Below are 14,710 nucleotides of genomic sequence, written 5' to 3' on the forward strand. Positions count from 1 at the left end.
AGAAATATTTCTACGCCGCGCCGCCGCTGCGCGGCCCCGCGCTGGACGCCTCGGCTACGCCTTGCGGCCGATGCCCGCGTAGGCCATGGTCTCGTCGTCCGGGAGGACCGTCTCGTCGTCGACGTCCGGGTGCCAGTGATTGATCAGTGCGACGCCCGGCTCGTCCAGCTCCAGACCCCTGAAGAAGCGCTCCACCTGGACGCGGGTGCGCAGGTGGTTCTCGATGCCCGCCTCGGTGTAGCGGCGCGAGGCGATCTCCGCCCGCTTCGGCGCGGCGTCGGCGGTACCGGCGGTCAGCGCGAGGAAGCTGCCCGGCGCGAGCGGGGCCAGGAGCCGGGGCACCAGCTCCTGGACGGCCTCGTCGGAGTAGAAGTGGACGAGGTTGATCAGGGTCAGCGCGACCGGCCGGGTGAAGTCCAGCGTGCCCCGCTTCTCCACGTCGGCCAGGATCGCGTCGGGATCGCGCAGGTCGCCCTCGACGTAGGCGGTGCGGCCCTCCGGCGTGCTGGAGAGCAGGGCGCGCGCGTGGGCGAGGACGATCGGGTCGTTGTCGACATAGACCACGCGGCTGCTCGGCTCGACGGCCTGGACGATCTCGTGGACGTTGGGCGCGGTCGGGATCCCGGTGCCGATGTCCAGGAACTGCCGGATGCCGTGCACCTCGGCGAGCCGGTGCACCATCCGGTGCATCACGGCGCGGGCCGCACGCGCCGAGTCCCGGGCCTCGGGCCACTCCGCGAGGATCCGGTCACCGGCCTCACGGTCGGCCGGGAAGTTGGTCTTGCCGCCCAGCATGTAGTCGTAGACCCGGGCCGAGTGCGCGATGTCGGTGCGCAGATCGACCTTGGGCATCGACTCCTGCTGCGAAGGGAGACTCCATGCCTCGACCTTGGGACTTTCCACCCGTACCCTCCCGTTGCCTTGCTGCCGACCCACACTGAACCACAAAGCGTGGTGGTGCGTCAGCTCGGCGTCCGGCGACCGGGATCGCGCCCGTTTTCCACACCCTTTGGGCACCGGATTTCCGCAGGTCGAGGCGACGCCCCACACTGGACGCATGCGTGGTCCGGAGGACGACTTCACCCCCGAGCAGATCGACCGCTCCCGCGCGCGCAAGCGCGCGGTGATGCCACTGCGCTACACCTCCGCGGCGCTCGGCCTGGTGGCGCCCTGCGTGCTGGGGTTCACCCCGCTCGGCGCCGGGCTCGTCCACGCCGCCGGGCAGCTCGCGGGCGGCAGTTGGATCGCCACCGCCGCGCTCGGCGCGGTCGCCCTGCAGCTGGTCTCCTGGCTGCTCGCGCTGCCGGTCTCCGCGCGGACGGAGCGGATCAACCGGCGCTGGTCGCTGTCCACGCGCTCCTGGCGGCTCTTCGCCGCCGACGCGGCCAAGTCCTTCGCGATCGGCGCGGTCCTCTTCGCCGGGATCGCGGTCGCCCTCTACGCGGCGATGCGGGCGCTGCCCGGGAGTTGGTGGATCCTGGCGGCGGTCGGCGCGGCCGTGCTGGTCCTCCTCTTCTCGTTCCTGCTGCCCGTGCTGGTCGAGCCGCTCTTCAACCGGTTCACGCCGCTGCCCGACGGCGAGCTGCGCCACCGCCTGACGACGCTGGTGGCGGCATCCGGGGTGCCGGTCCGGGACATTCTGGTCAGCGACGCCTCCCGCCGGACGACCGCGACCAACGCGTACGTCTCCGGCATCGGGCGCACCCGGCGCGTGGTGGTCTGGGACACCACCGTCGAGCAGGCGCCGCCGGAGGAGGTCGCCGCGGTGACCGCGCACGAACTCGGCCACGCCGCCCACCGTGACGTGCCGGCCGGGACCCTGCTCGGCGCCGTGCACGCCGCCGCCACCGTCGGCGTGGTCGCGGGCGCGCTGCACTGGCCCGCGCTGCTGGACGCGGCCGGTGTCGACCGGGCCGACGATCCCCGCTCGCTGGCCCTGGTGCTGGCCCTGGCCACGGTCTTCGGCACCCTGGTCGGGCCGCTCCACCTGGTCTTCAGCCGCCGCGTGGAGACCCGCGCCGACGGTTTCGCGCTGGACCTGACGCGCGAGCCGGGGACGGTCGTCGCGATGCAGCGCAGGCTCGCGGTGCTCAACCTGGCGGATTTGGAGCCGCATCGGCTGGCGGCGCTGCTCTTCGGCAGCCATCCGACCACCGTCGACCGCATCGCCCACGCCCGCGCCTGGGCCGTCGCCCACGGTCTGCCCGAGCCCCCGCCGCTGGTCACTCCCGACGGGGGCCCGGCGGCGGGCTGACCGTGTCCGCCCGAGGGCAGCCGGGCGGACACGGGGTCTGTGTTCACCAGCCCGCAGGCAGGTCCTCGCCCCCGAAACCGCTGCCGCCATGACCGTTGCCGCTGTGACGACCGCGAGAGCTCTGAGCACCCCCGGCGTACCCGGCGCCGCCCCCGCCGTACCCGGCCTCGCCACCGCCGTAGCCGACCTCGCCCCCGGGGTGCCCGGCGCCGCCCCCGCCGCCCGTGAACGGGCAGCCGTCGGGGCGGGCCGCCGCCCACGGCGTGGGCCGGCGCAGGAAGGCCGGGCGGGCCGTCGGGTCCGGCGGGTCGTAGTAGCGGTGGAAGACCGCGGTCGAGCCGCTCGACAGCGGCGGCACGATCCACGTCCAGTCGGCGGGCACCCGTCGTCCGTGGCGCTCCTCGCGCTCGATGTGGGCCAGGAACCGCTCGGACTCGCTGTGGTGGTCGGCCAGGGTCACCCCGGCCTCCTGGAACGAGTGCAGCACCGCCAGGTTCAGCTCCACCAGCGCGCGGTCGCGCCACAGGGTGCGCTCGTTGCGGGTGTCCAGGCCGAACAGCGCGGCGACGGTCGGCAGCAGGTTGTACCGGTCGGTGTCGGCGAGGTTCCGGGAGCCGATCTCGGTGCCCATGTACCAGCCGTTGAAGGGCGCGGCCGGATAGGTGATGCCGCCGATCTCCAGGGTCATGTCCGACACCGCGGGCACCGCGTACCAGCGCAGGCCCAGCTCGGCGAAGCCGAAGTGGTACGGGTGCGACAGCGGAACCTCAAGCGCCACGTCGTCGGGGAGTTCGTAGAACTCCGGAGCCCGGTCCGGCGAGGTCTGGATCAGCAGGGGCAGCACCTCGAACCGCTCCTCGCCGCCCTTCCAGCCCAAGTCCTTGGCCAGGGCCCGGCGTTCGGTGCTCGCCGGGTCGTCGGCGTAGCGGACGAGCTGCTCACCCAGGATGCGGGCGGCCGGGCGGTGCGGCAGGTCCGGTGCGAAGACGCTGATGACGGGTCTCACCCGGCCCCCGTTGGTGGCCATCCGCAGATGCTCGAAGCACTCGCGGGCGATCTCGTCGGGATGGCTGATATGGCGCAGGTCACGCACCATCAGGTTGTTCCAGTAGAGCCGTCCTATGCAGCGCGCGGAGTTGCGCCAGGCCACGCGAGCGCCGTGGGCGAGCTCCTCCGGCGTGTGGCTGTAGGTGCCGTAGGCGGTGACCGAGGCTTCGATCTCCCGCAGCCGCGCCCGGGGGTCGATCGCCCCCGGGTACTCGCGGTCGAAGTCGCGCACGAAGGAGGCGGCGGCCGTCAGCACGTCCCCGCCTGCCGCGGTGGTCGTCATGCGGGCACCCCCGCGTGGAGCCGACCGGGAAGCAGCGCGGCTTCCAACACGGGTACGTCGAACGGGTCGTGGTGGATCCGATCGCGCCGCACGCCCTGGCGGACGAGGGTCTGCGCCGCGGTGGTGACCATCTCGCTGGGCCCGGCCAGGTAGACCTCGTGCCGGTGGAACGGCCCGAACTGACGCAGCACTTCGGGCAGCGAGCCGTTGAGCCCGGCGATGGGCTCGTCCGAGACGGCGGCGCGCACCGACAGCCAGTGGTTGCGCTGCGCCAGCCTCAGCATGTCGTCGAACCCGTAGAGCTCCTCGGAGGTACGCGCGCCGATGAACACGTCGACGAAGCGCTCGCCGCCGTTCTTCGCGACCTGCTCGACCAGGGCCTTGACGGGGGCCAACCCGGTCCCTCCGGCGACGCAGAGAAGGTCGCGCTCCATCTGCGGGTCCAGCGTCAACTCACCCTGTGCCGCGCCGAGGTGCAGCACGTGGCCGGGCTGTGCCTGGTGCACCAGCGCCGGGCTGACCTGCCCGCCCTCCACGGCGCGCACGTGCAGCGTCAACGTGCCGTCGTCGCGCGGGGCGTTGGCGAGCGAGTAGTGCCGCCACATCCGCGGCTGCCACGGTGTCTCGACGGCGGCGTACTGCCCGGCGGCGAACGGGTAGGGCGCGCGCGGCAGCAGGGTGATCTCGGCGATGCCCGGTCCGCGCAGGCGGTGGGCGATGATGTCGGCCTCCCAGACGGCCGGGCCCAGCGCCGCGTCCTCCTCCGCCGCGTCGATCATCACCTGGGCGACCACGCCGTACGCGCGCGCCCAGATGTCGCCCAGCTGCAGCGTCCACCGGTCCCCGGCGAAGCGGGCCAGCGCGTCGAGCAACGCGTCGCCGACGGCCGGGAAGTGACCGGCCAGCGTGCCGAACTTGCGGTGGTCGCGGCCGAGTCGGGCGCAGAAGCGCACCAGGTTGTCCGGGTCGTCGACCAGGTCCACGATCCGCAGCAGGCCGCGCAGCAGCCGGTCCCGCTGGACGTCCATGTTGGCCGGGAAGAGCTGCCGGACCTCGGGGTGCCGCTGGAACAGGATCGCGTAGAAGTACACGGTCAGGTCGGACGCCAGCGGACTGACCAGCTCCAGGCTGGCGCGCAGCTGCGCGACCTCCCGGTCCGTCAGCGGCGGCGGGGTGGCCGGCTCCTCGAAGCCGTACTCGTACAGGGAGTCCGGGGTGTACTGCGCCGGAATCACGGGAGTCTCGGGGACCTCGGGCCGCATGCCCAGACCGAGCGGGTCCAACTCCTCGGAAGGGGACCAGTCGTCGACCTCTCCCGGCCTGGCCCTGCGCCGTCCGAATTTCACCGACGGCCCTCGACATTCCGGTTCCGGTGCACAGGACGAGATCCCACGCCGTGGGGGTGGAGCAACGAGACGTTCACGCCTGGAGGTCCTTAGGGAACAGACTGAAGGTTTGCCTCATGTGCCGAAGGCCGGTCGACACCTGAGGGGGTGAGCTGCGGGGGTCCGCTCACACTAGTTCAGGCCGTGAGGGCGTCAACGCGCCGTGGGCACATGTGTTCCCTTCTGCGAAATACCTTCACTTGGGGGCGAACGGCTGTCTTTTCCGTGGAGGTTCTGTGAAGTCAGCCCAACCGGGCCGCCGACTCCGCGACTTCAGCGGTCATGCGATTTCAGTGGCAATGGGGCCAAAGCGGCCTCAGCGGGGTGAATCGGGTCACACCCCCGGTCATACCCCGGTCACGCCCGCCCGACCAGCCGGGACAGGATGCGCGCGGCGGGCTCGTCCGTCGCATGGCGGTGGCCGGTGCCCGCCCAGAGGTTGATCCGCTCCGCGTCGCCCGCCGCGACCGCCGCCCGGCGAACCGGGCTGGTCAGGTGATGCAGCGCGGGATAGCCGTCCGGGGCGATCACGGTGTACCGGTCGGTGAACCGGTTGCGCAGCGCACGCGCCGGACGCCCGGTGAAGGCGCGGGTCACCAAGGTCTCCTGACGCGCCGGATCGGCCAGCGCCGCCCGGTACGGTGCGGAGGTCCCCGCCTCGTCCGAGCGCAGTAGCACCGTGCCGACCGCGACCGCCACCGCCCCGGCGGCCAGCGCCTCGGCCACCGTCTCCGGCGTCGCCACACCTCCGGCGGCGATCAGCGGCAGCCCGACCACCGCGCGCACCTGCCCGACCAGCTCCGTCAACGCCGTGGTGGCGGGCAGCAGTTCGGGCGTCAACGTGCCCGAGTGCCCGCCTGCCGCGGACGCCTGGACGACCAGCAGGTCCGCCCCGGCCGCCGCCGCGAGCTCCGCCTCCGACGCGGAGGTGACGGTCAGTACGACGACGCTGCCCGCCTTCCGCAGCGCGGCGACGACACCCGTCTCGGGAATCCCGAAGGTGAAGCTGACCACCGGCACCGGGTCGGAGAGCAGCAGGTCGATCTTCTCCGCCCACCGGTCGTCGTCCTCGACGATGCGCCCGGCGACCAGGGCTTCGGGCTCCAGCCCGACGGCGCGAGCCTCCGAGGCCAGCGCCTCGGCGTAGCGGCGGAACGAGGCCGGGTCGACGGGCACGGGGTTGGGCGCGAAGACGTTCACCCCGAACGGCACCCCCTCCGCGCGCACCTGTGCCACCTCCTCGGCGACCGCCTCCGGCGTCTTGTACCCGGCGGCCAGGAAGCCGAGGCCACCGGCCCGCGCCGCGGCGACGACCAGCCCCGGCGTGGTCGGACCGCCCGCCATGGGCGCCGCGACGATCGGCAGTGCGGCTCCGAGGGCTCCCAGAGCGGCGAGGGGCGAGGTCACGGCGGTCTCCTTCACAGTTCCGGTCCTGCCGGGCTGCGTCCGGCCAGGCTCGGCCAGACAGGTTCGGCCAGACAGGCTCGACCGGGCAAGCTCTACCGGACGCTGAGCACCATCCGGAACCGGGCCGCGCCCGAGAGCATCCGGTCGTAGGCCGCCTGTGCCTGGTCCAGCGGCATCAGCTCCACCATCGGCCGGATGCCGTGCAGGGCGCTGAACCGCATGGTGTCCTCCACGTCCTGCGCCGTGCCGGACGGGTGACCGCGCACGACCTTGCCGTGCAGCACCAGTTGGACCGGGGTGATGCCCAGCGGTTCGGTGTCCACCCCGACCACGATCAGCTCGCCGCGCGGGCCGAGCCCGTCCATCGCCGCCGCGATGGCCGCGGAGCTGGTCGCCGTCGCCAGCACCGCCCTGGCCCCGCCCAGCGCCTGCAGTGCCTCCGCGACCGGTGTGTCGCCCGTGCTGTCGACGTAGTGGTGCGCGCCCAACTGCCGGGCGAACGCCGCCTTGTCCCCGCCGCGGGCGATGGCCACGGTCTCGAAACCCATCGCCGCCGCGTACTGGACACCCAGGTGCCCAAGGCCGCCCAGGCCGAGCACCGCGACCAGGTCGCCCGGACGGGCCGGGCTGTGCCGCAGGGCGTTGAAGCTGGTCACCCCGGCGCAGGCCAGCGGTCCGGCCTCGGCGGCGCTCAGCTCGTCCGGGATCCGGGCCAGCGCGTCCACCGGCACGACCACCTCGTCGGCATAGCCGCCGTCGTAGGCCCAGCCGGGCACCTGAAGGCGGCTGCAGACGACGAAGTCGCCCCTCCGGCACGCCGGGCAGAAGCCGCAACTGCCACCGAACCAGCCGACCGCGACCCGGTCGCCGACGCGCCAGACCGTCTCCGTCCCGCGCGGACCCTGCGGACCGGCGGCTCCCTCGCCGAGCTCCTCGATCCGTCCGGCGATCTCGTGGCCGGGGACGAGAGGGAAGCGCAGGCCGGGAAAGCCGCCGCTGACGAAGCCGGCGTCGCTGTGGCAGATCCCGCACGCGTCGACGGCGACCCGGACCTGCCCCGATCCCAGCTGCCGCACCTCCCGCTCCACGAGCTCCAGCGGACCGCCCTGCTGTGCTGCCTGGGCGACTCGGTAGGTGGTCATCAGTGGTCCTCCTCAGGGTGGTTCCCGGCCGCAGGGTGGATCCCGGCCTCTGGATGGTTCTCGGCCGCAGGGTGGTTCCCGGCCAGGCCGGGGTCGTTGGGGTGCGACTCGAGCGGGGTGACCACGGCGGTCATCCAGGGCCGCAGCGGCAGCGTCCCGAGCACGCTCTCTTCCAGGTCGGCCTCGTCCTCCGCGCACCAGACGCCGATGCTGCGCGCTTCGCCGACCGGCCGCCAGAGCCGGAACAGGTGCCCGGTGGCGGCCAGCTCCCCGGCCCGCACCCGCTCGGCGGCCCGCCGCCGGTCCACCTCCTCCTGGGCGGTTCCCTCGGGGATCACGGTGGTCATCTCGACCAGAAACTCCCGCATCACGGCTCCCTCACTCGTCAGGCTCACGAACAGGGCTCACTGGTGGGGCTGATAGGGGTAGTGCTTGCTGTGGTCGCCCGCCTCCCAGGCGGCGCGGAGCTCCGGAAGGCTCGGGTCCCAGTCCGGGCGGATCTCGCTGGTCACGTGGCGCAGGTCGCGGCGCAGGTCCTCGATCGACGGACGTCCCCAGTACCAGTAGCCGTTGTAGACGCTGTGCACGACCAGGCCCGGCTTGAGCACCAGGGTGTGCGGGACCATCGGGTCGTGGTGGCTGTCGGTGTACTCCTGGATCTCCAGGTCCCGCTGCACCTTGCGCCCGATGTCGGAGAGGAAGGTCCACTGCGCGCCGACCGAGGCGCGGAACTCGTTGAGTTCGAAGAGGTTGTCGGTCGCGATGGTGACGACCTGCGTGTAGGCCACGGCGATCTCCGGGTAGTGCGCCGCCAACTGCAGGTGCTGCTGGTGGTCCTTGGGGCAGAAGTGGCCCCGGGACAGGATCAGGATCATCGGATCGATGCCCTGGATCTCGCTCAGCCGTCGACGGGCCTTGGTGTGGTCGGTCAGCTCGTAGTCGGGGAAGACCCCGCCGGGCACGATGTCGGCTCGCATGTCAGGATCCCTCGCGTCGTCGGGACGGGCCACTCGGCAGTCTGCCCGCCGGACGCGTCCGCCGCGCGGCGTGCGGGACATACGGCGTCTGGCCGCGCGGCCCGAATGAGCGGCCCAAATGAGTTGACCCGTTCCGCGCGCAAACGGTCGGATGGCCCCATGGCCGCCGAAAAGATGCACGCGCACGAGAGGGACATCGATCTGACCCTCGTCCGTCGGCTGGTCGCCGACCAGTTCCCGCAGTGGGCCGGGCTGCCCGTCGAGCAGGTCGACTCGGCGGGGACCTCCAACGCCATGTTCCGGCTGGGCGAGGAGATGGTCGTCCGGCTGCCGCGGATCGCCGGGGCCGCCGCCGACATCGACAAGGAGCAGGCCTGGCTGCGGCGGCTGGCATCGCAACTGCCGTGCGCGGTCCCGGCTCCGCTCGCCGTGGGGACGCCTGCCGAGGGCTATCCCTGGGCCTGGTCCGTCTACGGGTGGCTCGACGGCGTGAACCCGGCCGTCGGGCAGGCCGGCGGGCAGGTGGCCACCGACCTCGCCGCGTTCGTCACCAGCCTGCACCGGATCGACCCCGAGGGCGGCCCTGCCTCCTACCGCGCCGAACCCCTCTCCGCCCGCGACGCGGTCACCCGTGGCGCGATCGCGGACCTGCACGAGGTGGGCGAACTGCACCAACCGATCGACGTCGACGCGGCGACCGCCGTCTGGGAGACCGCGCTCGCCGCCCCCGAGTGGCCCGGCGCGAGGGTGTGGATCCACGCGGACCTGCAGCCGGGCAACGTCCTGGTGGCGAACGGACGCCTCAGCGCGGTCATCGACTTCGGCTGTCTCGGGCTGGGCGACCCCGCGGTCGACCTGATCACCGCCTGGTACGTGCTGCCCCGCCACGCGCGCCCCGCCTTCCGCTCCGCCGTCGCGGCCGTCTCCCCCGCCGAGGCGGACGACGCCAGCTGGGCGCGCGGACGCGGCTGGGCGCTGTCGACCGCGCTGCTGGAGCTGCGCTACTACCGGGTCACCAACCCGGTCATGGCCGCGATCGCCCGCCATGTGATCGCCGAGGTGACGGATGGCACGACGGCCCCATGAGCATCGTCTGTCCTACTAGGTTCACCATGAGAGCGGGTACAGGCTTCATGGCACCGCCCTCCTACGGTGCCCTAGCGTGGTGCCATGACGATTCCGGCGGGGGTGAGACGCTCGGCCCTTCGGGCACGGCGGGACACCGGCTTTCTGGCCGCCGGTGTGCCGCCGCACCTGGCGTTGGTGCCCGTGTGGGCCTGGGCGGCGACGACTACCGCCGAGACTGGGAACTGGCTCCTGACGGTGTCCGTGTCGGCCGCACTGATCCTGCTCGGCACCCCGGTACTGACGGCCGTTCAGCGGGCCCGCTATCGGGCGCTCATCGGTGTGGACGTCCCCCGGCTCACCCCCATCGCGCCGGAACAACGGACGTGGGCCTCGACCGCCCGGTGGCTCGCCGCGACGCGGCCTTGGCGCAAGATCGGCTACCACCTCCTGCTGGGCCCGCTGCTCGCGCTGCTGGAGCTGTTGGTCCTCGTGCTCGCGGCGGCGGGCCTGGCGGGCGTCAGCGTCTACGCCTGGACATGGGCGCTGCCAACCGGAATCCGCCAGGACTGGTTCGGCTACCTGACCGAGCTGCCGGTTTACACGGCGGCTGGACTCCTCCTCCTGTGCGCCCTGCCCTGGACCGCGCGGGCAGTAGCCCGGGCCGAGGCGCGGCTGGCGTTGGGCCTGCTCGGGCCCAGCCAGGCGCAGCGGCTCCAGGAGCGGGTCGATCAGCTGGCCGTGAGCCGGACCGACTTGATCGAGGCCGTCGACGCGGAGCGCCGCCGGATCGAGCGCGACCTGCACGACGGCACCCAGCAGCGGTTGGTGTCTCTCGCGGTCAACCTGGGTCTGGCCATCGCCACCCGCCCGGACCTGCCGAGTGACGCCCGCGAGGTGATCGCGAGAGCGCACCTGGAGGCGAAGGAGGCGATCGCCGAACTCAATGACCTGGTGCGGGGGCTGCACCCGGCCGTGCTCGAAGACCGAGGTCTGGACGCGGCGTTGTCCGGGCTGGCTGCCCGCACGCCCCTGCCGGTGCGGCTGCGGGTCGATCTGGAGGAGCGGGTGGCGCCCAAGGTGGAGTCAGTCGCGTACTTCGTGATCTCCGAGGCGCTGACCAATGCAACGAAGCACGCCAACGCGATGCGTGCAGAGGTGATAGTCCGTCAGGTCGGCGAGGTGCTGCGAGTCCGCGTAACCGACGACGGGCTGGGCGGTGCCGACGCCGCCGCCGGCACGGGGCTGACCGGGCTGGCCAAGCGGGTCGGCTCCCTCGACGGGGCCTTCCACGTCAGCAGCCCCGTTGGCGGGCCCACCACCATCACCGCGGAGCTGCCGTGCGCGCGGTGATCGCCGAGGACTCGGTGTTGTTGCGGGTCGGCCTGATCAAGGTGCTGGAGATGGGCGGGTTCCAGGTCGCCGCGGAAGCCGGCGACGCGGAGGGGCTGTTGGCGGCAGTGGAGGAGCACCGGCCCGAACTCGCCTTGATCGACGTCCGGATGCCGCCCGGCTTCACCGACGAGGGGGTGCGGGCGGCGATGGAGATCCGTCGGCGCTGGCCCGGGACGCCGGTGGTGCTGCTTTCGCAGTACGTGGAGGAGCGGTACGCGGCTGACCTGCTGTCTGCGAACACCAGCGGTGTGGGCTACCTGCTCAAGCAGCGGATTGCCGATGTCGCCGACTTCGTGGCGGCGGTCCGGCGAGTGGCGGACGGGGGCACGGCCCTGGACCCGCAGGTCGTCGCCCAGTTGCTGCTGCGGCGCGACAGCGACCCGCTCGCGCGGCTGACCCCCCGCGAACGGGAGGTGCTCGGCCTGATGGCCGAGGGGCGCTCCAATGCCGGCATCGCGCAGGCGCTGGTGGTCAGCGAGAGCGCCGTGGCGAAGCACATCAACAACATCTTCGCCAAGCTTGACCTGCCCGTGGTCGACGCGGACCACCGCCGCGTCCTGGCCGTGCTGCGGTTCCTCGGAGCGTCCCGGGCCTGACCTTCCCATCAGCCGGATACTGATCACCAGTGCCCACCGGTGTCGGCGGCCGCCGATCCAGTGCGCGGATGACGACGACCGAAGGGCCACCTGCTCCACCTGGCGACCGCCTACCGCGTTCGCCGACGCGATCAGCTGACCCCCTTGCCCGGAGCCGCCTAGCCCTCGTAGGCAGGGCCAACGCCGGCTGACCTGCCACGGCGACAGACGGCATCACCACAGGTGCAGGAAGCTCCGGACGTCGTCATACCCGTCCACGGCCCGACCGTCCACGTCCGTCGGGTCCGCCTCGGCCCGCGCCGCCAGTGACTGCGCCAGCGTCAGGGCCTCATCACTGAGACGCCCGAAGCGTCGAGCGACGTGCCCCAAGCACAGGCCAGCCAGCCCGAGCAACGGACTCCCCGGCACAGCCCGTTTCCCGACCTGCACGCACCAGTGCTCGACGAACTCCGCGTCGCCGTCGTTCAGCGCGGTCCCGACGAGGACTCCCGCCGCCTCGCCCTCCACCGATCGGTCACGCAGAGCCCGCTCCAACGCCTCGACCACCACTTCGCGGGGCAGTGCAGGAAGGTTCTCGAAGCTCAGATGAGAATGCACCCCGCGAGACTACGTGGACCGCGTCCAACAGCCACCTGCCGCCGCCCTGTCCGACGGAACAGGGCGCACGTTGCCTGAGCTTGTTCTTTATCTTCGCTGGTCTGTGGCTGGGCGCCGTTCCCGGCCGCCCACCGTCAGGGCCGCCCACCGTCAAGGGCGCTCGCCGCCGAGGCGCGCCGGCCGATCCGCAGGGGCGGCGGACACTGCCACCACCCTCCCATCCGTGGTCCTCCCCACTCTGGCGGCCCGAGCCCATCCAGGCGGATACTTAGTTCACGTGCGCTAACTACTTCGGGTCGGTGGGAGGCGGTGGCTGATGGGGACGGCGAGCGCGCCGGGACCGGCGCGGCAGCCCAGGGACCGGCAGCCGCCGTGGTCCGCGGCGGACCACCCCCGGTACAAGTGGATCGCCCTGTCCAACACCACCCTGGGCACGCTGCTCGCAACGATCAACGCCTCGATCGTGCTGATCTCCCTCCCCGCCATCTTCAACGGGATCCATCTCAACCCCCTCGGACCCGGCAACGTCAGCTACCTGCTGTGGATGCTGATGGGCTACATGCTGATCACCGCCGTGCTGGTGGTGACGCTCGGCCGGCTCGGCGACATGTGGGGCCGGGTGAGGATCTACAACTCCGGGTTCCTGATCTTCACCGTGGTTTCGGTGATCCTCTCGCTTGACCCGCTGCACGGCGCGGGCGGGGCCCTGTGGCTGATCGGCTGGCGGGTACTGCAGGCCATCGGTGGGGCCATGCTCATGGCCAACTCCGCCGCGATCATCACCGACGCGTTCCCTTCCAGTCAGCGCGGCATGGCGCTGGGCGTCAACATGGTGGCCGGTATCGCCGGCTCGTTCATCGGACTGGTGCTGGGCGGCCTGCTGGCGCAGTGGGACTGGCGCAGCATCTTCTGGGTCAACGTGCCGATCGGGCTGCTGGGCACGGTGTGGGCGTACCGCTCCCTGCATGAGACCGGCATCCGCAGGCCCGCGCGTATCGACTGGTGGGGCAACATCACCTTCGGCGTCGGCCTGACCGTGCTGCTGGCGGGCATCACCTACGGCATCCAGCCCTACGGCGGGAGCACCATGGGCTGGACCAACCCGCTGGTCCTGGGCGGACTGGTCGGCGGCGCCGCTCTGCTGGTCCTCTTCTGCCTGGTCGAGACCAGGGTCGTCGAGCCGATGTTCCCGCTGCGGCTCTTCCGTGACCGCGCCTTCGCCGGAGGCAACGCCGCCGCGCTGCTCGGCTCCGTCGCCCGCGGCGGCATGCAGTTCATGCTGATCATCTGGCTGCAGGGGATCTGGCTGCCGCTGCACGGCTACAACTACGCGGACACTCCGCTGTGGGCGGGCATCTACCTGATCCCGCTCACCATCGGCTTCCTGGCCTCGGGTCCGGTGGCCGGGCACCTGTCCGACCGGTTCGGGGCCCGACTGTTCGCCGCCTCCGGGTTCGTGGTCATGGCCGTGTCCTTCGCCGGATTGCTGCTGCTGCCCACGGACTTCAGCTACTGGGTCTTCGCGCTCCTGGTCTTCCTGAACGGGGTCGGTGGCGGGCTGTTCGCCGCCCCGAACACCTCCATCATCATGTCCAGCGTCCCGGCCGAGTCCCGGGGCGCGGCCTCCGGCATGCGCGCCACCTTCCAGAACGCCGGCATGGTGCTCTCGATCGGCGTGTTCTTCTCGCTCATGATCGCCGGCCTGGCCGGCTCACTCCCGCACACGCTCAGCTCCGGCCTCACCGCCCAGGGCGTGCCTGCCGCCGACGCCGCCCGGGTCGCCGCCCTGCCGCCGGTCGGCACCCTCTTCGCCGCGTTCCTCGGCTACAACCCGATCCAGCAACTGCTCGGACCGCACGTGCTCGGACAGCTCCCGGCGGCCAACCAGAGCCTGCTGACCGGACGCGCGTTCTTCCCGCACCTGATCTCCGGCCCGTTCCACAACGGCCTGGTCGTGGTGTTCACCCTCGCCATCGCCATGTCCCTGGTGGCAGCGGCCACTTCAATGATCCGGGGCCGGACCGCCCCGTCCCGAACCCCCGAAACCGGCACAGGAGGTCACACCGTCATGGTCCAGCCCGCGACCGGCCAGGACACCGAAACCACCCGGCTGCGCCTGGCCATCGCCCGGCTCTACCGGCAGATGGCCCAGGCGTCCCACAGCCAGGACCTCAACCTCTCCCAACTCTCGGCCCTGGCCCGGATCGAGGAACACGGCCCGCTGCGGCTGGGCGAACTGGCCAGCCGGGAGGGCGTCGCCGCCCCGTCGATGACCCGCACCCTGACCGCGCTCAGCTACGGCGGCCTGATCGAGCGCCGACCCGACCCCGACGACCGCCGCTCGTTCCTGGTCACAGCAACCCCGCAGGGCCTGGCCCTGCTGGCCAGGCTGCGTCAGGAGCGCTCGGAACTGCTCGCCGACCGCATCGGGCGGCTGACGGCCGAGCAGCGCGAAGCCCTGCGGTCGGCCCTGGACGTCCTGGAACTGCTCCTGGACCAGCCGGCCCAGGACGCTGCCGCCCCCGACGACCGGACCCCGATCGGCTAACGGATCGGCTGACG

At 72.1% G+C, this 14,710-nt stretch carries 13 protein-coding genes; 5 read left to right on the forward strand and 8 right to left on the reverse strand.

Annotated features, from left to right (window positions below; all coding sequences use genetic code 11):
- Positions 1–54: 54 nt before the first annotated feature.
- Complete coding sequence (locus ABH940_RS06710) at positions 55–903, reverse strand: SAM-dependent methyltransferase (protein WP_370104679.1); 849 nt, start codon at positions 901–903, stop codon at positions 55–57.
- Between the two features lie 154 nt (positions 904–1,057).
- Here ABH940_RS06710 and ABH940_RS06715 point away from each other — a divergent pair, with 154 nt between their 5' ends.
- Complete coding sequence (locus tag ABH940_RS06715; RefSeq protein WP_370104681.1) at positions 1,058–2,254, forward strand: M48 family metallopeptidase; 1,197 nt, start codon at positions 1,058–1,060, stop codon at positions 2,252–2,254.
- Between the two features lie 43 nt (positions 2,255–2,297).
- On the opposite strand, the gene ABH940_RS06720 is transcribed toward ABH940_RS06715, so the two are convergent.
- From ABH940_RS06720 to ABH940_RS06745, 6 genes are all read right to left on the reverse strand, one after another.
- Positions 2,298–3,584: a nitric oxide synthase oxygenase gene (locus ABH940_RS06720; protein ID WP_370104683.1), complete on the reverse strand. Its 1,287-nt coding sequence runs from the start codon at positions 3,582–3,584 to the stop codon at positions 2,298–2,300.
- The gene (locus ABH940_RS06725) at positions 3,581–4,930 is read right to left on the reverse strand and encodes a globin domain-containing protein (protein WP_370066670.1); all 1,350 of its coding nucleotides are present in this window, start codon (positions 4,928–4,930) and stop codon (positions 3,581–3,583) included. The genes ABH940_RS06720 and ABH940_RS06725 overlap by 4 nt, the downstream gene beginning before the upstream one ends.
- 396 nt (positions 4,931–5,326) lie before the next feature.
- Entirely contained in the window at positions 5,327–6,376 is a 1,050-nt protein-coding gene (locus ABH940_RS06730; RefSeq protein ID WP_370104685.1) for a nitronate monooxygenase, read from the reverse strand.
- A gap of 92 nt (positions 6,377–6,468) precedes the next feature.
- Complete coding sequence (locus ABH940_RS06735) at positions 6,469–7,518, reverse strand: alcohol dehydrogenase catalytic domain-containing protein (protein ID WP_370066666.1); 1,050 nt, start codon at positions 7,516–7,518, stop codon at positions 6,469–6,471.
- Positions 7,518–7,886: a muconolactone Delta-isomerase family protein gene (locus ABH940_RS06740; protein ID WP_370067105.1), complete on the reverse strand. Its 369-nt coding sequence runs from the start codon at positions 7,884–7,886 to the stop codon at positions 7,518–7,520. Before ABH940_RS06740 ends, ABH940_RS06735 begins: the two co-directional genes overlap by 1 nt.
- A 36-nt stretch (positions 7,887–7,922) precedes the next feature.
- A complete protein-coding gene (locus ABH940_RS06745) occupies positions 7,923–8,495 on the reverse strand; it encodes a redoxin domain-containing protein (RefSeq protein WP_370066664.1) in 573 nt (190 codons plus the stop codon).
- Positions 8,496–8,654: 159 nt separating this feature from the next.
- Between ABH940_RS06745 and ABH940_RS06750 the strand changes: the two genes are divergently transcribed.
- The 3 genes from ABH940_RS06750 (at position 8,655) to ABH940_RS06760 (ending at position 11,551) form a co-directional block, all read left to right on the forward strand.
- On the forward strand, positions 8,655–9,581 hold the full coding sequence (locus tag ABH940_RS06750; protein WP_370104687.1) for an aminoglycoside phosphotransferase family protein: 927 nt from the start codon (positions 8,655–8,657) through the stop codon (positions 9,579–9,581).
- An 84-nt stretch (positions 9,582–9,665) separates the two neighbouring features.
- The gene (locus ABH940_RS06755) at positions 9,666–10,913 is read left to right on the forward strand and encodes a sensor histidine kinase (RefSeq protein ID WP_370104689.1); all 1,248 of its coding nucleotides are present in this window, start codon (positions 9,666–9,668) and stop codon (positions 10,911–10,913) included.
- Entirely contained in the window at positions 10,901–11,551 is a 651-nt protein-coding gene (locus ABH940_RS06760) for a response regulator (RefSeq protein ID WP_370069345.1), read from the forward strand. The genes ABH940_RS06755 and ABH940_RS06760 overlap by 13 nt, the downstream gene beginning before the upstream one ends.
- A 213-nt stretch (positions 11,552–11,764) precedes the next feature.
- Here the strand turns inward: ABH940_RS06760 and ABH940_RS06765 are convergent, their stop codons facing one another.
- Positions 11,765–12,148, reverse strand: coding sequence for a hypothetical protein (locus ABH940_RS06765; protein ID WP_370069343.1), 384 nt, complete (start codon positions 12,146–12,148; stop codon positions 11,765–11,767).
- 316 nt (positions 12,149–12,464) lie between these two features.
- Here ABH940_RS06765 and ABH940_RS06770 point away from each other — a divergent pair, with 316 nt between their 5' ends.
- Positions 12,465–14,696 carry an MFS transporter gene (locus ABH940_RS06770; protein WP_370104691.1) on the forward strand — a complete coding sequence of 744 codons (2,232 nt, stop codon included), beginning with the start codon at positions 12,465–12,467 and terminating at the stop codon, positions 14,694–14,696.
- The last annotated feature ends 14 nt before the right edge of the window (positions 14,697–14,710 follow it).

Source organism: Streptacidiphilus sp. BW17 (genome assembly GCF_041262485.1).
In the GTDB taxonomy this organism is placed as follows: Bacteria; Actinomycetota; Actinomycetes; order Streptomycetales; family Streptomycetaceae; genus Streptacidiphilus.